The sequence below is a fragment of the Luteolibacter arcticus genome (assembly GCF_025950235.1).
Taxonomy (GTDB): Bacteria; Verrucomicrobiota; Verrucomicrobiia; order Verrucomicrobiales; family Akkermansiaceae; genus Haloferula; species Haloferula arctica.
The window spans coordinates 919,652-940,289 of the sequence record NZ_JAPDDT010000001.1 but is presented as its reverse complement, the minus strand read 5'-3'; the positions used below and the strand labels follow the sequence as shown (position 1 = coordinate 940,289).

General features: G+C 62.9%; 18 protein-coding genes. 7 read left to right on the top strand and 11 right to left on the bottom strand.

Going from position 1 to position 20,638, the window contains the following annotated elements:
- Nucleotides 1–170: 170 nt before the first annotated feature.
- The gene (locus tag OKA05_RS03895; RefSeq protein WP_264485790.1) at nucleotides 171–998 is read left to right on the top strand and encodes a hypothetical protein; all 828 of its coding nucleotides are present in this window, start codon (nucleotides 171–173) and stop codon (nucleotides 996–998) included.
- Nucleotides 999–1,016: 18 nt separating this feature from the next.
- Here OKA05_RS03895 and OKA05_RS03890 read toward each other — a convergent pair whose 3' ends face one another.
- Nucleotides 1,017–2,051, bottom strand: coding sequence for a BPSS1187 family protein (locus OKA05_RS03890; RefSeq protein ID WP_264485789.1), 1,035 nt, complete (start codon nucleotides 2,049–2,051; stop codon nucleotides 1,017–1,019).
- Between the two features lie 555 nt (nucleotides 2,052–2,606).
- Between OKA05_RS03890 and OKA05_RS03885 the strand changes: the two genes are divergently transcribed.
- Nucleotides 2,607–3,041: a hypothetical protein gene (locus tag OKA05_RS03885; RefSeq protein WP_264485788.1), complete on the top strand. Its 435-nt coding sequence runs from the start codon at nucleotides 2,607–2,609 to the stop codon at nucleotides 3,039–3,041.
- Nucleotides 3,042–3,064: 23 nt separating this feature from the next.
- Here OKA05_RS03885 and OKA05_RS03880 read toward each other — a convergent pair whose 3' ends face one another.
- Nucleotides 3,065–5,542, bottom strand: a complete 2,478-nt coding sequence (locus tag OKA05_RS03880) for a glycoside hydrolase family 31 protein (RefSeq protein ID WP_264485787.1) — start codon at nucleotides 5,540–5,542, stop codon at nucleotides 3,065–3,067.
- Nucleotides 5,543–5,768: 226 nt separating this feature from the next.
- Here OKA05_RS03880 and OKA05_RS03875 point away from each other — a divergent pair, with 226 nt between their 5' ends.
- The gene (locus tag OKA05_RS03875) at nucleotides 5,769–7,148 is read left to right on the top strand and encodes a glycosyltransferase family 4 protein (RefSeq protein WP_264485786.1); all 1,380 of its coding nucleotides are present in this window, start codon (nucleotides 5,769–5,771) and stop codon (nucleotides 7,146–7,148) included.
- A gap of 48 nt (nucleotides 7,149–7,196) precedes the next feature.
- Here OKA05_RS03875 and OKA05_RS03870 read toward each other — a convergent pair whose 3' ends face one another.
- From OKA05_RS03870 to OKA05_RS03860, 3 genes are all read right to left on the bottom strand, one after another.
- Nucleotides 7,197–8,420, bottom strand: coding sequence for a 4-hydroxy-3-methylbut-2-enyl diphosphate reductase (locus OKA05_RS03870; RefSeq protein WP_264485785.1), 1,224 nt, complete (start codon nucleotides 8,418–8,420; stop codon nucleotides 7,197–7,199).
- Nucleotides 8,421–8,519: 99 nt separating this feature from the next.
- Nucleotides 8,520–9,290 carry a HEAT repeat domain-containing protein gene (locus tag OKA05_RS03865; RefSeq protein ID WP_264485784.1) on the bottom strand — a complete coding sequence of 257 codons (771 nt, stop codon included), beginning with the start codon at nucleotides 9,288–9,290 and terminating at the stop codon, nucleotides 8,520–8,522.
- Between the two features lie 47 nt (nucleotides 9,291–9,337).
- A complete protein-coding gene (locus tag OKA05_RS03860) occupies nucleotides 9,338–10,096 on the bottom strand; it encodes a YwaF family protein (protein WP_264485783.1) in 759 nt (252 codons plus the stop codon).
- A gap of 55 nt (nucleotides 10,097–10,151) precedes the next feature.
- On the opposite strand from OKA05_RS03860, the gene OKA05_RS03855 reads away from it, so the two are divergent.
- The 3 genes from OKA05_RS03855 (at nucleotide 10,152) to OKA05_RS03845 (ending at nucleotide 12,005) form a co-directional block, all read left to right on the top strand.
- Nucleotides 10,152–11,012, top strand: coding sequence for a sugar phosphate isomerase/epimerase family protein (locus OKA05_RS03855; protein WP_264485782.1), 861 nt, complete (start codon nucleotides 10,152–10,154; stop codon nucleotides 11,010–11,012).
- An 82-nt stretch (nucleotides 11,013–11,094) separates the two neighbouring features.
- Nucleotides 11,095–11,508, top strand: a complete 414-nt coding sequence (locus OKA05_RS03850) for a DUF4870 domain-containing protein (protein WP_264485781.1) — start codon at nucleotides 11,095–11,097, stop codon at nucleotides 11,506–11,508.
- Nucleotides 11,505–12,005, top strand: a complete 501-nt coding sequence (locus OKA05_RS03845; RefSeq protein WP_264485780.1) for a P-loop nucleotide/nucleoside kinase family protein — start codon at nucleotides 11,505–11,507, stop codon at nucleotides 12,003–12,005. The genes OKA05_RS03850 and OKA05_RS03845 overlap by 4 nt, the downstream gene beginning before the upstream one ends.
- Before the next feature lie 96 nt (nucleotides 12,006–12,101).
- Here the strand turns inward: OKA05_RS03845 and OKA05_RS03840 are convergent, their stop codons facing one another.
- Genes OKA05_RS03840 through OKA05_RS03830 form a run of 3 tightly spaced genes read right to left on the bottom strand, consistent with a single transcriptional unit; the run spans nucleotide 12,102 to nucleotide 14,787 of the window.
- Nucleotides 12,102–12,854: a YqjF family protein gene (locus OKA05_RS03840; protein ID WP_264485779.1), complete on the bottom strand. Its 753-nt coding sequence runs from the start codon at nucleotides 12,852–12,854 to the stop codon at nucleotides 12,102–12,104.
- A 9-nt stretch (nucleotides 12,855–12,863) separates the two neighbouring features.
- Complete coding sequence (locus OKA05_RS03835; protein WP_264485778.1) at nucleotides 12,864–13,730, bottom strand: sugar phosphate isomerase/epimerase family protein; 867 nt, start codon at nucleotides 13,728–13,730, stop codon at nucleotides 12,864–12,866.
- Nucleotides 13,731–13,743: 13 nt separating this feature from the next.
- Nucleotides 13,744–14,787: a Gfo/Idh/MocA family protein gene (locus tag OKA05_RS03830; RefSeq protein ID WP_264485777.1), complete on the bottom strand. Its 1,044-nt coding sequence runs from the start codon at nucleotides 14,785–14,787 to the stop codon at nucleotides 13,744–13,746.
- A 192-nt stretch (nucleotides 14,788–14,979) separates the two neighbouring features.
- Between OKA05_RS03830 and OKA05_RS03825 the strand changes: the two genes are divergently transcribed.
- Nucleotides 14,980–16,350 carry an MFS transporter gene (locus OKA05_RS03825; protein WP_264485776.1) on the top strand — a complete coding sequence of 457 codons (1,371 nt, stop codon included), beginning with the start codon at nucleotides 14,980–14,982 and terminating at the stop codon, nucleotides 16,348–16,350.
- Nucleotides 16,351–16,496: 146 nt separating this feature from the next.
- Here OKA05_RS03825 and OKA05_RS03820 read toward each other — a convergent pair whose 3' ends face one another.
- From OKA05_RS03820 to OKA05_RS03810, 3 genes are all read right to left on the bottom strand, one after another.
- Entirely contained in the window at nucleotides 16,497–17,852 is a 1,356-nt protein-coding gene (locus OKA05_RS03820) for a glycoside hydrolase family 183 protein (protein WP_264485775.1), read from the bottom strand.
- 9 nt (nucleotides 17,853–17,861) lie between these two features.
- Nucleotides 17,862–18,938 (bottom strand): formylglycine-generating enzyme family protein, encoded by a 1,077-nt coding sequence (locus tag OKA05_RS03815; protein WP_264485774.1) that lies wholly within the window; start codon nucleotides 18,936–18,938, stop codon nucleotides 17,862–17,864.
- A gap of 83 nt (nucleotides 18,939–19,021) precedes the next feature.
- A complete protein-coding gene (locus OKA05_RS03810) occupies nucleotides 19,022–20,578 on the bottom strand; it encodes a YiiX/YebB-like N1pC/P60 family cysteine hydrolase (protein WP_264485773.1) in 1,557 nt (518 codons plus the stop codon).
- Nucleotides 20,579–20,638: the final 60 nt, after the last annotated feature.

Genomic DNA, 20,638 nt, shown 5'->3' with positions numbered 1-20,638 from the left:
GTTTTACGGGTGATACGTATGCTGGGCGGCGGGTGCAAGCGGGCGCGGGGTCATCGTGATGAGGTCGTACGAACCAATAGACGTCGCCCGAGTGGTCGGAGAACCGGACTACTTGGGGCGGGCTTGCTTTCAATGCGGGGTGTGCTCAATCCTTTGACTGAATGAGTGCGATGAAAGCCTACCTTTCCGCGATGACGGTCGCGGCGTGTTTGCTGGTGCTTTTGATGCCGGCACATGCTGAGACACCGAAGAAGGCGGTACCGGCACCGTCGGCGGAGGAAGCAAAGCACGCGGTCGAGGAGGCGAAGCGCGCAGTGGAGCGAGCGATGGATGCAATGGGCGCCGCCTTGGTTCAGGCGAATGCGGCGACTCGCCAGCAGCATGAGGCACTTCAGCTAGCGAAGAAGGCGGGGGATGGGAAGACGGTGCCTGCGGTGGATGCCGATGCCGAGCTGGTGACGTTGGCGGCGAAGGATGCGAAGGCGTTAGAGCCGCTGTTGAAGGACGATTGGGTGGTGGAGGTGAAGCAGCATGAGATCGTGCTGACGTCGAAATTCGAGGTGTTCCGCGAGTCTCTCCATCGTCCGTTGAATGAGGGGATGCCGGAGTTCAGCGACGCGGTGTCGAGGGAGGAACTGCTCACCCATGGCGCGCCGGAGAAGTACGTGTTCCGCTTGGAATACGCCCGCGCTCTGACGAGGGAGGAGTATGAGAAGCGACTGACGGGGCGGCAGGGCGCGGCCTTGGCGATGGCACTGGGGCCGTGGTCGAAGCACGAAGGTGGCGTCGCCTACCGCCTTCTGGATGCGACGCGAGTGCCGCGCTACCGGAGCTTCATGGGAGGCGGGGCCTTCCACATCTACGAGAGCAACTCGGACCTGTTCTCCGGCCGCCTCTATCCGCCCGCCTCCGTGAGAAAGATCGGCGCGGCGAAGGCGATCCTGGCGGAGGAACTGAGATTGATGCCGAGCGCGACGGATGCCTCGGCGGTGGAGTAGCACGGAACTCGACACTCTTTACGTGCCGCGCTGCTGCATCCGGCACTCGGGATCCGGTGGCGTGCGTTCACCGATCTCATTGACGGGATGCGTGAAGAGATAGCGCCAGACGTCCTCATAGAGAAGTTTGCCTGACTTGTCCTTGGGCGACGTTCCGCCGGGCACGACGGCTCCGTGGGCGCGGTTGGGGTCGTTCTTCACGTCGGCCTCGGTGATGAGGCGGCGGCTGTTAGAGTAAGGTGGGGTAGCGGTATCGATATTGACCTGCGGGCCGTAGTCGTGGAGTTGGAGCATCTGCCAGGATCGGCAGTAGTGGTCGTTCTTCCAACCGTCATCGAGCACGTGGGTGAAGCCGAAGAAGCGCTCGCCGGGCGTGACGGAGGGCAGGCTTTGCCATGCTTCGAGTTGGTCGCGGGGGCCGGAGAACATGACGACGCGATCGACGCGGACGTGCTTGGCCATGCGGGCCGCGGTCGTGGAACCGTGGGAGATTCCGGCGAGGATGACCTTGTCCCACGCGAGGCCGCGACCGCCGGGAGCGAGGAATTGGTCCCAATGTCCCTGGGGATGTTCCTTATCCAACCATTTCAGGAGTTGGAACGAGCGCTCCATGATCCCGTCGGGCTTCGGGATATCGATGGCCTTCGAGTGATCCTCGCCGGTGGCGGCTTCAAGGCGGATCTTGGAAAGGAACAGGTCGTCCTCGGGCGGCGGGCCGCCATAGAGCTTGGAGAACCAGCCATTGGCGTAGTGGACTTGGATCGCGTGCATGCCGTAGCCGGAGACCCGCTCGAAAAGTCCCTGATTGTGGCCCATCAGCCAGATGACCAGCTTGCCCTGCGGGGCGACACGGGTATCGACGCAGGCGTGCTCGACATCCTGCGGCTTGCCGTCCTTCTCAAAGATGAAGCCGATCTCGGGGTGCTCCTTGGCCCGGCGGTCGATGACGCTGGCCCGGCCGGTCAGGTCGTAACGCTTCGGTGCAGGATCCTTGTAGGCGGGAGGAGCCGCGAAGGAGAACCCGATCAGTGACAGCCCCAGGCCGCACCACATGGCTCTCCGGAGTCCCGGCCCGCTTGTTCCTTTTTGCATCGTCGCGGGATACGCCGTATAGAGTCATTTCTTCGCCGCAGGGGGAGAAATTCTTCATTTGTATGGCAACTTCCGCGACCTCTCGGGCTATAGTGCGGGCGTCCCGGCGATCGGAAGCCGTCACTTCCACGGCAAGACCGTTCGGGACCGGCTTGAGTTTGACCTCCTTGATCACGGTTTTCGAAGCCTGCTCAAGCGTTGTCGCCCCCCGGTTGCCGAGGTCCAGGGAGCGAGCCGTCATTGCCGCCCTCCGCCTGGTGATCCGTGGCGGGTGGTCCACAGAGGCCGGATGTTCAATCCGCGCCCAACCCGGATAAAGGATTGGCTGGCGTTTCGCCGTCAGGAAGCCCACTGCGGCAACCGGCGAGGCGGCTTCCCGGCTTTTTTGCTTCCACCTACGCGATCGCGTAATGGCCTGAAAGTCTGGAATACTTAAAAGTGCGGCTGTCTTGGAGATTCACCCCAGTTTCTCAAAAGACACCCCCAAGTGCAACAACCCCCTACCCCCTAACCCCCATGACAGATCCGGAGAAGATCAGTCGCTTGGCGTCTGCCGCGATGGATATCCCTTCGTTTTCACCTGCGAGCCCGAACTCCGGCCCGGCGATTGCCCGGCCTCCGTTCGCGATTCGCAAGACGCTGCTATGCTCGGAATGCCACGCATCCAGCACGCCAATGCCGTTCTTTCCAACGAGAGTGGCGTTCTATCAGGAAGCCCGCGTGCTCTTCAGCGAGCGCATGGCTGGCGCGAATCACCGGCGCTCGCGGCCCAGTCGCCCATCGCTGGCCTCGGCGGCCTGCTGCCTGCTGACTTCCTTGAGCGCGCTGTATGTCACGTCACCGCGCGGCGAGGAATCGCTCGCCGGTGTGGCACGCACCGTGATCCAAGCCAGCAACGAGGCCGGGGCCATGGTGTCCAACGGGACGCCTGACTCGAAGCTCGAGCCCTGATTGAGCCTACGATCTTGGGTGGGTCAGGCTTCCACGCTGCTTTCGTGGTGCCTGCCCACCCGGACCGGTGCCCATTCAAGAGTCGCACGCTGGAAATCCCGCGGCGCCGGGACGCGATAGCGTCCGTCATCCCCGCGGAGCGCGATCACCTCGCGGCCATCGATGGCCACCTTGAGCTCGGCTTCGGCGCTGCCGATCCCGCAGAAGGTGAGGTGCACGACTTCATAGCCAGGAATCCACGAGCCCTCCCATTCACGGGTCAGCTCGATGCGTCCTTCGTGCCCATCGACGCGGAGAGTTGAGTCACGATAGACGCCTTGCTTCCACGCTTCGCCGTCGCCTTGGTCTTCATACCAGCGGCTGGTCTCGCTGCCACTCTTCCACCAGGTCCGCAGTTCGGGTTCGGGATTCGGAATCTCGCCGGTGTGCTGTTGCAGCGGCCAATGCGGAATCACCGCACCGCCGCGCACGAAGACCGGGATGCGGTCGATCGGGCATTCGATCCAGATGTCGGTGGCCACCGCTTTCGGTCGCGCGTCGTCGTGGTAGGAAAACCAATCCGCTTTCGGCAGGTAAAGGAAGCGACCTTCCTCGCCCTCGGCCAGGATCGGCACGACGTAGAGATGATCGCCGAAGTAGAACTCCGCGCTGCGCCAATAGGCGTCAGGGTTCTGATGCTCGACCAAAGGCAATGAGCGCAGCATCGGCGTGCCGTCCTTCACATACTGCCAGAAGGCGGTGTAAACGGCGGGCAGCAGGCGGTAGCGCATCTCGATCGCGCGGCGCACCCAATCGGTGGTGTCCTCGCCGAAGGACCATGGCTCCTGATCGCCATGATCACCCGACGAGTGTGTGCGGAAAAACGGATGGAACACCGCGAGCTGGACCCAGCGCAGGTAGAGCTCGGGCGAAGGTGTTTCGATGAAGCCGCCGATGTCCGAGCCGATGAAGGACATGCCGGATGTGGCAAGCCGCTGGCACTGGGTATTTGCCATGTTCAGGTGCTCCCACGACGCCACGTTGTCGCCGGTCCAGCCACAGGCGAAGCGCTGCGTGCCGGCATAGGCCGAGCGGGTGATGGAGAAGGGGCGCTTGCCATTGCCAAACCGCCGCAGGCCGTCCTGCGTCGCGCGGATCATCTGCATGCCGTAGATATTGTGCGCCTTTCGGTGCGAACAGGGATGGCCGTCGTAATCGTGCCGGACGTCGTGCGGAAAGGTGCCGTCCTCGAACACGGCCGGCTCGTTCATGTCGTTCCAGATGCCGTGGATGCCGACGTCGCCAATCAGACCTTGGAATTGATCCGCCCACCAGTCGCGAACTTCGGGGCGGGTGAAGTCGGGGAAGTGACAGAGACCGGGCCAAACGGAGCCCTTCATCAGGTTTCCGTCAGGCCGACGGCAGAAGTAGCCTTTCTCGACGCCCTCGACCCAGACCGGGTAGCCCGGGTCGATCTTGAGCCCGGGATCAATGATCGCGACGGTCTTGAAGCCGTCCTTTTCCAACTCGGCGACCATCCGCTTGGGATCCGGGAAGCGCTCGGCGTCCCACGTGAAGCAGCGGTAGCCATCCATGTAGTCGATGTCCAAATAGAGGGCATCGCACGGGATCCTGCGGTCGCGGAAGCCCTTGGCGATGCCGCGGAACAGAGTCTCCGGGTAGTAGCTCCACTTGCATTGGTGGTAACCCAGCGCCCACAGCGGCGGCATTTCCGCCATGCCGGTCAGGCGGGTATAGCGGCGAACCACATCGAGAGGTGTGTCCCCGTGGAGGAAGTAGTAGTTCATCTCCCCGCCCTCGGCGCGGAAGGTGGTCACGTTCGGCTTCTCGCTGCCGAAGTCGAAGCCGGTGCGGAAGGTATTGTCGAAGAAGATCCCGTAGCTGCGGCCGTGGCAGAGGCTGATGTAGAAGGGGACGTTCTTGTAGAGCGGGTCGGTATCCGGGCCGTAGGCATAGGTGTCGCTGCCCCACAGCTCGAAATGGCGGCCGCGGAGGTTGAGATCGCAGGATTTGTCGCCGAGGCCGTAGAAATATTCGCCGTGCTGGCAGATCTTGCCCATTTTCACGACCTCGCCGCCGAAGACCTTGTTGTCCTCCCAGTGGAAGCCCTTGTCGTCCTGGCAGAGGATCTTGCCGGTGGCGGACTCGGTGACGGTGGTCTTTAGCCCGTGGCGGGTGATGCGGATGGATAGCGTGCCGGTTTTCAGCGCGAAGCCATCGGCGAACTCGATCATCTCGTGCTCCGGCAGCGCCGGCGTGAAGGCGGGATCGACCGCGTAGGAAAAGTCGTCATCAAAGCGCCCGTCGGGGGAAAAACGGAAACGCACGATGCCTTCAGCCAAAAGCTGGAGGCGGAGCAGCACGCCGTTGTCGGTCAAAAACTCGAAAACACCGGCATTCGGGTGCCGGGTTTCGCGGATGCTGCCGGGAAAGAAGTCCGCCGCGACCAGCGCGGTGCGGTGCTTCTCCATGTAGTTGCCGGAGAATTCGTCGGATGCCATGGATGGGTGGCGGGGTTCTGGGGGGAACGCCGCTGGAGATTGAACCACCAAGCCGCTCCCATGCCAAGCTTGCGGAGTGTCGTTCCGCAAACCTACCCAGACTGGGGGCTCGGGGTGCGTCTCATGAATCCCATTCAGAAAATCTGTGTCTGTATATGCCTGCAAGTGGACTTTGGCCGCCGTTCGGCATAAAGGATGCAATGCGCATTACGACATGCCTTCCGTCATGAAGATCGCCATGCTTTCCTGGGAGAGCCTCCATTCCATCCCTGTGGGGGGAGGCGCCGTTCACGTCACCGAGCTTGCCGCCGCCTTGGAGCGCCGGGGCCACGAGGTTCACGTCTTCACCCGGCTCGGCCAGGGCCAGACGACCGCGGCCGTCATCGATGGGGTTTACTACCACCGCTGCCCGATCGAACTGCACCCGGACTTCATCACGGAGGTGAACAACATGGGCAACTCGCTCATGTATTTCCTGGCCGCCCACGAGGCCGAGTCGGGCAAGCCCTTCGACATCGTCCACGGCCACGACTGGCTTTGCTCGAAGGCCGTCGCGCAGGCGAAGAACGATCACGGCCGCAAGACCGTCTTCACCATCCACTCCACCCAGTACGGGCGCACCGGCAACAACCTCCACACCGGCGTGTGTGACCGCGTCCGTTCGATCGAACGCGAGGGCACCTACGTTGCCGACCGCGTGATCGCCGTCTCCGGCTACTTGGCCGATGAGGTGAAGTGGCAGTATGAAGTGCCGGAGTGGAAGCTGCGCGTGATTTACAACGGCATCGACTGCGCCCGCTTTGACGATGAGATCGATCCCGCCATCTGCCGCGCCAGCTACGGGATCGCGCCGATGGATCCGATGATCCTGTTTGTCGGCCGCATCAGCACCCAGAAGGGCCCCGACCTCTTGTTAGAGGCGATGCCGTCGATCCTCCATTACAAGCCGAATGCCAAGGCGGTCTTCGTGGGTGGTGGTGACATGCTCAGCCACCTGCGGCACCGGGCGAAGGAACTCGGCGTCGATTTTGCCGTGCGTTTCCCCGGCGCGATGAGCCCGGATGGCGACGTGATGAACCTTTTCAAAAGCGCCGACGTGGTCTGCGTGCCGAGCCGCAACGAGCCCTTCGGCATCGTGGTGCTGGAAGCTTGGGCCGCATCGAAGCCGGTGGTGGTCACCCGCAATGGCGGACCGCGCGACTTCGTCACCCACGGTGAGGATGGCTACATCGTGGACGCCAGTGCCTGGGGCATTGCCGACGGGGTGAAGGCAGCTTTCTCGAACTTCGAGCACGCCCGCTGGATGGGCACCCGCGGCCGGGTGAAAGCGGCCTATGGGTTCAGTTGGGACACGATCGCCGAACAGACCGAGGGCGTGTATCGCGAGATCGTCCCTGTGGGAGTGGTGGCGGGGGTGAATGGCAAGCCGGTCGAAGCAGTGCCGGCGAAGAAAGTGGAGACTGCGGAGGAGCCCAAGGCCCCGGTGATCCCTGAAACCAGGAAAGTCGAAGTGGCCGAAGCCAAGCCAGTAGCGGAAGCCAAGCCGCTGCCAAAAGAATCGAGTCTGGCAATGGAATCGAGCCGATCCGCCAGCGCAGCCGGATAAGGCGTGTCGACATACTGTTGACACCGCGCGGAGGGCTGGTCTCGCTCCTCAAATCGTCTGCACCAACTCGCGCGGCACTCCGCGCATCTCGAAGATCCGGAAGATCGTGTCCTCGATCAGGTTGTTCGGGCAGCTCGCGCCCGCCGTGATGCCGATGACCGCCGGGCCTTCGCCCAAGAGCGCTCCCGGATAGCCGCTGGTGATTTCCGCCTTTTCGTGCAGGTCGAAGTGGATGATCTGCTCCAGCGACTGGAGGCACTGGGCATTGCGGATGAAAAAGGTCGGTAGCGATTGTTCGCCGATCTCCACGAGGTGCGTGGTGTTGGAGCTGTTGTAGCCGCCGACCACGAACAGCATGTCCATCGGCCGACGGAGCATCTCGAAAAGCGCATCCTGCCGCTCCTGGGTGGCGCCGCAGATGGTGTCGAAGACCAGGAACTTCTCCGCCGAGCCATCGCGGGCGACCACGGCATCGCGGACGCGGCGCTGGATCTCCTCGGTCTCGCTCTTCAGCATGGTGGTCTGGTTCGCCACGCCGACCTTTTGCAAATGCAGGTCCGCATCGAAGCCGGGCGACACGGCGTGGGCGAAGCGCTTGAGGAGAGCCTCCTTGTCGCCGCCCTCGCGGATGTAGCGGCAGACGATGTCGGTTTCCTCCAGCGTCAGCACGATCAGGTAGTGGCCCTGGCCGTCCTCGCCGAGAGCCCGGGAGGCGGTCGCCTGGGTCTCCTCGTGGCCGGCCTTGCCGTGGATGATGGAGGTGATGCCATCCTTCGCGTAGCTTCGGACCCGGCGCCAGACCTTCATCACGTCGCCGCAGGTGGTGTCCACCACGTAGCAGCCGCGCTCCTCGATCTTCTCCATGAAATTCGTCGGCGCGCCGAAGGCGGGCACGATCACCACGTCCTCCGAGCTGAGCTGGTCGTAGTCGTCGGTGAGCTGCTTCCACGGCAGCGAAACGATGCCCATGTCCACGAGCTGGCGGTTGACCTCGGGATTGTGGATGATTTCGCCGATCAGGAAGATGCGCTTGTCCGGGAAGACGCGGCGGGCGGCGTAGGCGAGGTCGATCGCCCGCTCGACGCCGTAGCAGAAGCCGAATTGCTGGGCAAGCCGCACGGTGGTGTTGCCCAGCGTGACCTCGCCGCCATTGGCGCGGATCCGCTCGACGATAGACGACCGGTAGTGGCGCTCCACCTCGGCATTGACCTGCGTCATCACGTCGGGGCGACGGACGTTGACTCGGGGGCGCTTCGGTGGGGCTTCGCTCATGCGCGGGCGATATAACGCCGGGACTCCCGGCGACCAAATCATTTCCCCCGCAGCAAAATCCGGGAGATCGGGGTTGTCCTCGCTTTGGAGCAGAATCGACTACTTTTGACCCCGTGTTTGGATTTCCCGGATGGCGCGGGAAGCACTGGTCTTGGTGTTTAAGGCTCCAACCGGCTGCGAGGCGGCCGTTAGCCGACGCAATGCCGGCAGGGCCCGTTCCGTGCCGATTTTGGCCAGGGCGTCGCAGGCATTCACTTGCAGCCACAAATCGTCACTTTCAGACAACGCCGCAATCAGATCTGCCTCGGCATCCACCGAGCCGAAATCTCGCAACGCGCATGCCGTGAAACCGCGCAAGGGCGTTTTCGAGTCCCTGAGGAGCGCAAGCAAGGGACCTAGCGCCCGCGGGTCTCGCGACCGCCCGAGGGCGAGAACCGCGCCGGTCTGGAAGCTTCCCCGGGTCTTTTCCATCAAAATGTCCACCAGTTCGGCTTGGGGGCGTAGGTAGGCCAGCCAGAAGCCCCACCGCGGATCGGCTGACTCCACTTCCCGCCGAATCGTCTCCGGTTTCAGCCCGGCCGTGACCTCCGCCGCCAGCGCCCCACGTGTCGTTTCGGCCAGCTCGATCACCGCTTTGGCGTGAATGAAGCTGCGGTTGCGCCACAACAGGAAGGCGGCGGATTCCCGCTCCGTTGATTCAGGATCGGCAAGGATCTTTCCCAAGGCTTCCTCGATTTTGGCAGGCGGGCCTGCCTCGGCGTCGCTGAAACGCCACTGTGGTGGCATGCGGCAATGAAAGGGCTGGGAATCCTGCCCTTGTGACGGAGCAAGGCCAATCACCACTGCCATCAGCAATGTCCATGGTTTCACACACGCTCGTGGAGGCACCATTGAGGAACGTGCCAACGCCGAAAACCTTAGCTCTTGGCCACGGCTTTCCGAGAGAGCACCGGCAGCGCCAGCAGCGAGAACAGCACCACCGCCAGCACCTGCATTCCCAGCAGGTAGTAGGGCCAGGGCCCCATGTGGTCCAGCAGGCTGGGGTTCACCGGCTTGCGGGCGGTGAAGCCGAAATTCGTGCCCAGCCACGCATTTACCGCCATCGAGAGGAGCAAGTAGATATTCCCTATGAGCAGGGCCGTCAGCGGTCCCTTCCACCACGGCCGGTCGGCACGCCAGCCTCGGACGATGGGCAGGTAGAGAGCGGCTGCCACGAGCGCGAAGTGATGGACGAAGAACGCCACGAAGGCGGGGTGGGGGAAGCCCACCGTGATTGCCGGGGTGAGCAAGGCCTGGATCGCCCCCGCCAGACCCCAGAAATACGTCAGCGTGCACAGCAGCCGCTTCCCCGTCAGCAGGGCGAAACCGGCAATGAATGCCGAGAGATCGCACAGGTGCAGCGGCAACGAGCTGTCCAGATCCGGGTCGCCATCGATGTTCATCCATGCCGCCTGGGTGTAGCCGAAGGCCATGAGACACAGGAAGGTGAGCAGGCCGCGGGCGAGCCGCTCGTTCCGCTCGCCCGACTTTCCCCAGGAAATGATCGCTGCGATCCCGACCAATCCCGCCACCATGGCCCAGCCGTGGGTGGCGGAAAACGGGGTGAAGACGGTCGGCACGGTGGCAGACAACCGCCCCGGCCTCGCCCCGGCAAGCGGGAAGGCGGATCGGGTCATGATCCGAAAGAATCCCTCGCTTCCCCTCGTTCGGGCCGCGTAATTTGCACCCGTCATGAAACGTCGCTCTCTTTTCGCCATGGTCCCCGCCGCCTCCGCCCTGCTTGCGCTCCGTTCGCACGGCAAGCCGATCAATCCGGACGCGCTGACCGACGCCGGTTTCACGATTTCCGTCCAGTGCTGGTCGCTGAAGGAATTCACCCTGTGGGAGGCGATCGAGAAGTCCGCCGCCGCCGGGGCCAGCGCGGTGGAGGTGTTTCCCGGACAAAAGATCGGCGGCGATCTCGGCGATGTGAAGCTCGGCCCGGATCTCACCGACGACCAGATCGCCAAGCTGATCGACCACATGAAGAAGAACGGCATCACGCCCGTGAACTTTGGCGTGACCGGCATTTCCAAGGACGAGAAGGAGGCCCGCAAGACCTTCGAATTCGCCAAGAAGATGGGCCTCTACGGGGTGACGACCGAATCGCTCGACGCGCTCGATACCCTCGAGAAGCTCGCCAAGGAATACGACATCAAGGTCTGCTTCCACAACCACCCGAAGCCGACCGCCCTGTGGGACCCGAACAAGATCTGGGAAGCGATCAAGGACCGCCATGCGAACATCGGCTACTGCGCGGACCTCGGCCACTGGGCGACCTCCGGTCTCGAGCCGCTGGAAGTGATCAAGAAGATCGCGCCGCGGGTTCACTCTTTCCACATGAAGGACCGCGAGGCGGTGGGCAAGTGGACCCACGACCGGCCCTTCGGCACCGGCGTCATCGACAACGCCGCCATCCTCGATGAAGTCCGCAAGCACGGCTTCGCCGGCAACGTGACCATCGAGTACGAGCACAACTGGAAGACCAACGTGCCGGAGATCGCGCAATGCGTCGGCTACCTGCGCGCTTACTCGAAGTTCAAGAAGGCATAACGTAAGCCGTTGAAAACGGGCGGGGAATTGGAACGGCTATTCCTTTCCCCGCCCCGTTTGCCGTGTTAGGGAATTCGCTGCCATGAACGATCCCTACTTGCCGCCGTCCGCCCCTGCCGCTCCGCCGCAGTCCGGGCTCTCTAACGAGGAACGCACCTGGGCCCTGGTGGCTCACCTGTCCGCGCTGACCGGACTTTTCACCGGCTTCGGGGCCATCGTTGGTCCCTTGATCGTGTGGCTAATCAAGAAGGACACCATGCCTTACGCGGCGGCGGAGGCGAAGGAGGCGCTCAACTTCAACATCTCGTGGTTCCTGTGGACGATCATCCTCTCGGCTGTCGCATTTGTGCTCAGCTTTGTGCTGATCGGATTCCTGCTGTGGCCGTTGGTGTTCTTGCTGGGGATCGCCTGGCTGATTCTCTGCATCGTCGCCGGTGTGCAGGCAAATGATGGCCGGGGCTACCGCTATCCGCTGACGGTCCGGTTCATTTCGTGAAGGTCTGCCATGTCGTCACCGGTCCGGCGGGTGCGGGAAAATCCTCCCACGCCCGCCAACTTGCGGCCGACTTGGGCGCGTGCCTGATCGACAGCGACACGGCGACCGAGCGTCTCGTCCGGGCGGGGCTTTCGCTTGCGGGGCTCGATCCCGATGATCGAGACTCGGCGGCCTACAAGCGTGCGTTTCGTGATGCGGTGTATGAAGCGATGTTCGACCTCACCGTGGCGAACCTGCCGCAGATTCCCGTTGTCCTTGCCGGGCCATTCACGCGTGAAGGCGGTGAAGCGGATTGGCCGGTGAGGCTGGAGCAGCGGCTTGGCGTGAAGCCGGTGCTGCATTTCGTCTGGTGCCCTCTTGAAACGCGCCGCGAGCGGATGATCGCACGGGGCGAGGAACGGGATTTGCCGAAACTGCGCGATTGGGAAAGCTACGCCGCGTCATGCCGGGAGGAGCGGCCGGTGTGGGAGCATGTGTTTGTGGGGACGCACTGTTAGGGAATTGAATTCCTTCAGCGTAGGCGCGCTGGTGACAGTGCGGAGTGGTCCCTGGAGGCGGACTGCTCGCGTGCTTCCGCGGTGTCACCACCGCGCCTACATTTCTAGCGCGAGCCGTCGAAGCGGGAAGATGTGCACGTCCACATGGTCCACCCAAAGCATTGACTCGGGCCTTCCTTGAGGCTCGGGCAGCCCGTCCCACTTCACCGGCAGCGTGGACCATTGATCGCACTTTGCGGGGGCCCATCGGTAGGGAGGATGATTGACCTTCCCGCTAAACAGCCGCCCGTTTCGTCCCACCGAAAAGAGCACGTAGCGCTCTAACAGAAAGAACTCGAGCGTTCCCGGTTCGGCTTCCTGAACTTCGCCGGCGGGGCCGTATTCGTAGACCGCTTCGTCGAGTTCGCCATCGCGCAGGCAGTGGTAGCGTGTCGCTGTTAGATCGCCGCCGTAGCGCATGCGGGCATGCTGATAGGGGAGCAGGAAGAGCCTCCTCGCCAGCTCCACCGCGACGGGTTGGTTGCAATCGAGCGACAGGAACCACACGCCCGGTTGGCCCGCATCATCGTGGCAGTAGATCCGGACGTTCAGCTCGAGGAACCACGACAGCCCGGGAACGGCGGGCATGAGCACCGGCCTCACGCGTTCCATCAGGAACGGCACCACACCGAGCCATGCCTCGCCCTCATGAAGATCGAGATGAAGCCCGGCGGGCAAGAGCGGTCGCAGCAGGTCCGGATCGATGCGCCAGTGGAGGAACAGCAGTCGCGACCAGCGCTGCTTCATCACCGGTCGGCCCGCGGGGCGCTCGCGCGCGGCAAGGCGTTGCGCGAGTTCCACGGGCTTCATGGTGCTACCTTAAAGGCCGGCGATGAGCTTTTCCATCCGCTTTCCGTATTCCACGTAGCTGTCGTAGCACTGCTGCCAATCGACCTGCGACTGGTCCTTCACGTGGAAGACGGTGGCGACATGCGGCTCGATGGCGATCCAGCCGTCGTAGCCGCGGGCCTTCGCGTCCGTGAGGATTTCCGGGATCTTCGCATCGCCCTCGCCGGGCATGGTGTAAATCGGCTCCACGCCATCGATCGTCGGGCTGATGCAGTCCTTGATGTGGATGTGCACCACATGGTCGCGGACCGCGGTCCAGAATTCCCATGGGTCTTGCCATGGGTAGGGGTCACCTTTCGAGCGGTCGCGCTGGAACAGCGGATTGCCGGTGTCGAAGACCAGCTTGAGACCGGGGATCTCCTCGATCAGCCGCAGCGTGTGCGCGGCGGAAAAGCCGCCCCAGTTCATGCAGTTCTCGTGGATGGCGGTCAGGCCGGCGTCCTCGAAACGCTGCACGATCTCGCGCAAGCGGCGGAAGCGCTCCTGCTCCTGCTGGTCCTCGCCCCACGGTTCCTGGGCGTAGGACATCACGCGGATGAGCTTGGTGTTGAGGCGCTGCATCCGCGGGATGGCGCGCTCGATCTCCGCGACCGTGATGGCGAAATCGGTGGTGATCTTCTTGCCCCAATTCCCGATCAGCGAGCCGAACTCCGGGATGTGGATGCCTGCCTCGTCGAGTTGGTCCGCCACGCGGGCGAAGTCATCTTCGGGCAATTCGTGGAGGTTCGCGCCATTCACCCCACGGGCGGAAATGGCGGACCATCCGAGTTCCTTGGTGGCCTTGATCTGGGTATCGAGGTCGCGTGCGGCCTCGTCGGCGAATCCGGTGAGTTTCATCGGGAAGTTCATGTTAGAGCTCGACGCGCTTGCCGCCGTTCTGGGCACTTTCGTAGATCGCGCGGATCACGGCCACTGGCTTGCGGGCCTCGGCGGCGGAAACGTTCGTCTCGCGGCCTTCCTGGATGGCGTTGACCACTTCCTCGAAGTTCCGCTGGTGCTGGTAGAAATTGATCGCCTTGGGGTCGTTCGCGCCGAGACCGGCGGCCTGGCCCTTCATCAGCGTGGAGCGGATTTCCGCATCCTCCGGCTTCTCATTCATGAAGTCCCAGATCTCGAAGGCCTCGTCAGCGAGGAAGACAGAGCCTTCCGTGCCGGCGAGCTGCACGCGGGCCGGGTGGCCGTCCTTCGACCAGGTGCAGGTCGAGCCCTCGATCACGCCGCGCGCGCCGCTCTCGAATTCGACGATGGCGACGACGATGTCCTCCACCTCGATGCGCTCGTGGGCGAGACAGGCCATGCTTGCCTGCACGGCCTTCACGGGGCCCGCGAGATAAATGAGTGCGTCCACGGTGTGGATCGACTGGTTCATCAGCGCGCCGCCGCCATCGAGCGCCCATGTGCCGCGCCAGCCGGCGGAGTCGTAGTAGGCTTGGTCGCGATACCACTTCACGTAGCAGGAGGCCGAGGTGAGCTTGCCGAAACGGCCTTCGTCGGACGCATTCTTGAACGCCTCCATGCCGGGGTGGAAGCGGCGGTTGAGCACGGCGGCGAGCGTCTTGCCATTCGCCTTGGCGGCGGCCATGAGCTGATCGATTCGCTCGACGGTCACTTCCAGCGGCTTCTCGCAAATGACATGCTTGCCGGCATTCAGCGCCGCGAGCGAGGGGTCGAGGTGCGCGCCGGAAGGCGTGCCCACGGTCACGATTTCCAGCTCCGGGTCGGCGAGGAAGGCGGCCATGTCGGAGTAGGCCTTCGCGCCGTATTCCGCGGCGAGTTTCTCGGCGGCCTCGCCGCGCAAGTCGAAGACCGAGTGGAGTTCGCCGCCGCTCATCGCAGTGATCGCCTTGGCGTGGAAGTGGCCGATCATGCCGGCACCGATGATTCCGAATTTCATGGTCGTATGGTGAAAGAAGGAGGGGTTTTCTAGCGGTTCAGGGCTGTATGACAAGATGGCCGGGAAGCTCGCTGCGATGAGAAAAGCGGCCGATGACAGACTTGTCGAGAAAAGGCTTCCCGAAGCGTGCTTTCAGGCTTGCCGGATCGCCCCCGGCACTCTGGAGTCGCCAAAACTCAAGAACGATTCCCTATGGCAAACCTGTCGGACAACTCCCATCGCGCATGGTGGACCCAGCTCAGTGGCTATCACTGGTTCGTGATGATCGTCGCCTCCTTGGCGTGGTTTTTTGACTGCCTCGACCAGCGGCTGTTCTCCTTGGCGAGAAATCCCGCGCTCAAGTCCCTGATGCCCGGGGCGGAGGCAGGCGACATCCAAGCCGTCGGTAAGGAAGTCACAGCGCTCTTTCTGGTGGGGTGGGGCATTGGTGGTATGATCTTCGGTGCCTTGGGTGATCGTTACGGCAGGTCAAAGATGCTGACGGTCACCGTGCTCCTGTATTCGATCTTCACGGGGCTCAGCTTTTTCAGTCTCCATTATTGGGACTTCGCCGTTTATCGTTTCCTGACAGGAGTGGGTGTGGGTGGTGTTTTCGGACTCGCGGTGGCCCTGATCGCGGAAACCGTTCCGAATGGTGCACGCGCGGGGGCTCTGGGGACGCTTCAGGTCCTTTCCACCATCGGCAATATCTCGGCAGCCTTCATCAAGATGGGGATCGATTCGCTGGAAGCCGGCGGCACCATCTCTGCGGGAAATGGCTGGCGTTGGCTGTTCTTGGTCGGCGCGCTGCCAGCCTTCCTCGTCTTCTTCATCCGCAAGCATCTCAAGGAGCCGGAGCCTTGGCTGAAAATGAAGCGTGAAGGTCGGCTGCCCACCGGAGGGATCTTTTCTCCTTACGCGGCCCTCTTCAGCGACAAGCGATGGCGGCATAATTTGATCGTCGGAGCTGTCATCGCCTCGACCGGCGTTGTCGGTCTTTGGGCAATCGGTGAGTATGCCGTGGACCTCCAGCGCATCGTTTTCCGGAAGCACTTCGAGGGCATCGGCACACCAGCTCCGGAGATCGACAAGCTCGTGAATGCCGCGGTGAGCAAGGCGTACCTTTTGAGCATGGTAGGCGCAGCCATCGGAATGTCCTTCTTCACATGGCTCTGCGGCAAGTTGGGACGCCGGACTTCCTTCGCGATCGGGTTCTCCTCGGCAGCGGTCATCACCGCGCTGGTCTATTGGAAGATGAACTCGCCGATGGATGCGTATTGGATGACGCCGCTGATGAGTGGTGCCCAGTTGGGGATACTAGCGGGCTTCGCGATTTACCTGCCGGAGCTGTTTCCAAGCCGATTGCGGAGTACAGGGACTTCCTTCTGCTACAACCTCGGTCGCTTCGCCGCGGCCGGTGGAAGCTTCTTCTCTGCCGCGCTGGCCAAGGGTGCCTTCGGACAGTTTGGATCTCCGATGATGGAGCGTTATTCCGCGATGGCAATGTGCTCGATCTACATCGTCGGAATCATCGCGCTCATTTGGGCACCTGAGACCAAGGGCGAGCCGCTGCCGGAAGACTAAGCCGCTTCATGCGTAGCTGAGGCACCTTGCCTCAGTCTATTGTGGGGGCGTCTCGCCCCCACTCTTGAAGCACCGGGGCGGGATGCCCCGGCAACGGACTGGAGCGATACGCTCCAGCTACAGGGGCGCTCTCGAGCTACGGAAAATCACTCGCGCGCTGGTGCGAGCTTCGGGTCATCCAGGTCCAGACGGTAAAGGATCTGGTTGTAGTTGTAGCGCGGTGTCGGCTGCGCGTGGTTGGCGAACTCCGCGGTGTAGGTGCCTTCGAAGACGATGAAGCTGGCATCCGCCGGCGTCAGCTCCGGGTGAATCCTCGGGTTGTAGAAGGTGTAGTTGTCGTGGGTCAGGATCTTCACGGCCTTGCCCCACGGGCCCATCGGTGAAGCGGCCTCGGCATACCAGATCTCACCGAAGGCGGAGGGCTTGCCGTGGGTTTGGGTGAAGACGGTGACCCAGCGCTTGCGGAATGGATTCCATGTCACCGAGCCACGGTGCGGCTTCATTTCCGCGCCGTCCTCGGCAGCGCGCGGGTGCGGCGGCGCGGCCACTTTTTCCCACTGCTCTTTCGTCTCCCAGCCTTCGAAGGTCGCCGGGCAGCGCATGGTGGGAAAGGGGTCACCAAAGAGGAGCCATTCCTTCCCGTGTTCGTCCTTCCAGCGGAAGGGATGGCCGCGGGGAATGAGGCCCTTTTCCCCATCTCCTTCCTTCCACAGAACGTGATGGGACTCGAACGAATTCTTCTCCGGATCCCAGACGCACAAGCCAACCTCGTATTCATCGAGGTGGTTCTTGATCTTGGTGTAGGTGGCGACAAGCCGGTCGGGTAGGCCGACTTTCCACGGAAGGCTCGCCATTCCCGTCAGCCAAGTGGGGCCGTCGCCGGGGATGGGTGCCACACCCCGCACCTTTTCGTCGGCGTCGCGGAAGTGGGAGAACCGGATCGAGAGCGGCGGCTTGAATTCCGAGACCGGCTGCAAGGAGGAATGTGCCGCGGTCGAGTGGAAGACCCCGAGCGGATAGCCGGGCAGGGTGGTGTCGCCCCAAAGCCAAAACAACTTGTCCTCATGCTTCGCGAGCAGCACGGAATCGCAGCCAAAGACCCCCGTTTCTGGTTCGGGAGCCTTGACGCCTAGCTTTTGCTGCTCCGCGAAAAGTCCGCCGCCCGTGAGCCGGCCGAGCCGCTTGGAGATATTCCGCCGATCGACCTCGATGCGGATCGTCCCGCCGGCCGCTGGCGAAGTACGAATGCCCTCGTAGCCGAAGCCATCCTTCTTCACGCCGTAGCCGTGGCCCTTCACATGGAACCACACCGCGCGATCAAAGAGATCCGGATCGTCCAGCACGATCAAGCCGGCATTGTCGCTGACGTACCGGGCATCGTGCGTGGTCCGCAGCTCGACCAGCGGCACAGGCCAGCCGTTCTCCTTGTCGACGATTTCGATACGGCACGGCTCGACCGCGAGTCCGGCGGATGAAAACGCGAGCAGGGTGAGGGCCTTCATGGCCGGTGGTTACTTCGCGCCATCGAGATCCCTTACACAGCGGAAGCCGGTATGATTCGTGGGTGATTCGCTATCCTGCGAATGTCGCGCCGCGGGCCGGTAGCGCATGCAGTAGGAGACGTGGCAGAGGAATGAGCCGCCCTTGGTCACGCGGTGGACCTTGCCATCGCCCTTCCTGCCGGAGTCGCGATTGACCCAGACTTCGGGGCCTTGCGGGTTGTCGGGATCGCACTCGGTGAAATAGGTGGGGTCGTAGAGGTCGGTGCAGAGTTCCCAGACATTGCCGGCCATGTCGTAGAGACCGTAGCCATTGGGCGCATAGGTTTTGGAGGGCGAGCTACCCTTGAATCCATCGTCGGCGGTGTTCTTGTTAGGAAACTCGCCCTGCCATGAATTGGCCATCCACTTGTCGCCGGGTTTCAACTCGTCGCCCCAGGTGTAGATCTTTCCTTCGAGGCCGCCGCGGGCGGCATACTCCCACTCGGCCTCCGTCGGCAGGCGCTTGCCGGCCCACTTCGCGTAGGCGACAGCGTCCTCGTAGATCACGCAAACCACGGGATGGTCGTCCTTTCCTGTGATGGAGCTGCCTTTGCCGGTCGGTTGCTGCCAATTCGCCTCCGATTTCCAGCTCCACCACTCGATCGAGCGGCCGGGGATATTCGGGTCGCCTTGGATGTGGGCGTCGTCGCGGAAGACAATCGAGCCGTTGTTGAACTTCTCTCCGGGCAGATTGGCACGGGCTTCCTCGGGGAAATCCTCGGCCTTCACCTCGCGCTCGGCGAAGGTGACGTACTTCGTCGCCTTCACAAATTCGGCGAACTGCGCGTTGGTCACCTCAGTTTGGTCGATCCAGAAGCCTTTGACCGTCACCTTGTGGGCGGGGCCCTCCTCAGGGAATGACTTCGTCCCGTAGGGGGTTTCAAACGACCCGTCGTGGCCCATCATGTAGCTGCCGCCGGACAAGCGGACCATGTCGTCCTTCTTCTCCAAGCCCGGCACCTCGGCTGCAGCGGAGGATGAGGAAGACGCGGCCTGTTCCTTTTGGCAGGAGGGCAGCAAGGCGAGCAGCAGGAGCAATCGCTTCATGTCAGATGATTTCGGGAGAAGGTGGCGTGTTCCATGCCGCTCGGCACGGCGAATTTTCGCGGAACTCGCGGGCTACTCGCGGGCTACTCGCGCGCACCACCGCCAGCCATCCGCTGCCGGAGCTTGGTCACGGCCTCGTCCCCGGTATGGATCGCCGCCTGGTGTCCGGATTTGGCGGAATCCTCCTCGGCGAACAAGATCACCTCGAAGTGCTTTTCGCCGGACTTGAAGTGGTAGTTCACCAGGTCATCGGCGCTCAGGGTCGGATGGCCGCCGCGCCGGGTGAGGGGAAGATCGATTCCCGAGCGGCCGTTGATTCCGCGGTAAATCACCTCGGTGCAGACCTGCCGCGAGGCGTCGGCGAAGTCGAAAAGGAAGTCGTAGGAATCGCCGAGGTAGGACGAGACCTCATTCAGGTAGGCCGCACGCTCGGCAGGTCCGTAGCGCGGGCGCAGCACCAACAGCCGGTTCACGTGGGTGTCCATCAGGTAGCCCAGGTTGTTGAAGATCACCCCCTCCGCCACGGCCTCGATCACGTCCGCCGGTTTTCCATTGGGGAGCACCGCTGGTTGGTCAGCATGTCTCATTCCGGCGACTTTCCGCTGCTCTGGTGAGCCCACGTAGGTCAGGCCGTGCTTGAAGGCGCCGGGAATGAAGACGTCGCTCATGTAACCGGCGGTGTAGGTCAGGATGATGTCGCCGGGTTGGAGCCGGGCCTTCACCGCCGCGTGTTGTTCCGATGAAAAGGCGATTACCTTGGCGCCGGGATTCTTGATCCTGCTGACATCCTTGAAGAGCAGGCTGCGGGTCTTGTAGCGGAGATCACCCAGGCCAGCCTCGGCCCGGCGGGCGAAGGCGGCGGCATGCGTGTGCTCCATGTCTTCTTCCAGGGTGCCGCTGCCGCAATCGGCGAGTGCGTTCGCAGCGCGGCGGTAGTCTGCGGGGAGCTTCGCCACGAGCTTGGCATAGGCGGGATTGCCGGCCACGAGCTGCCGGATCTCCGGGCCATCGAGGTCATGCTCAAGGAGGACACGTGACGCATGCAGCCGCCGCGGCGCCTCGCGGGAGCTGACGGTCAGCCGATAGCGGTCGAGGGTGCCTTTCGGGATCTCGGAGCGATAGAAGGCTTCATTCAACTTCGCCACCGCCACCGGATCACTGGCGAAGAGCTTCACCAAGGCAGCCCGGTGCACGATCACCTGGCATTGGGCTTTCAGCACCAACACGTGAGCGGCGGTCTTGAGATTCTCGTCGGGGAAGAGGGCCGATGACTGTTTGCCGCCGAGCGCGGTCGCGAGCTCCACCAGTGCATTCTGGCCCGTGGTGTGGCGAAACAGCAGATGCTCGATGGCCTCGCTTTCCTGCGCCGTCATATAACCGCGCTTTCGCCACGCCGGTCCATGGGACTTGGCGAGGGCGGAAAACTCCCGGTCGGTTAGCGCCAACTGTGTCGAAATCGCCTCAACTTTCTCGGGTCCGGTTGCGAGCGCTTGCCGCACTTCCGTCGGCGACTGGAATCGATGCGCGCCATCCATGGGACCGGTCGTTGTGCACGCCGGGAGAAACACCGCGAAGGCCGAAACCAGAATCGCCAGGCGGCCGATGCCGTGGACCGGGGTGGGGGTGTTTTTTCCCGTCATATCTTCCCATGAAATCTGCGTGCAACGGTTTGCTGCCGTCAATGATTCCTGCCGGTCATT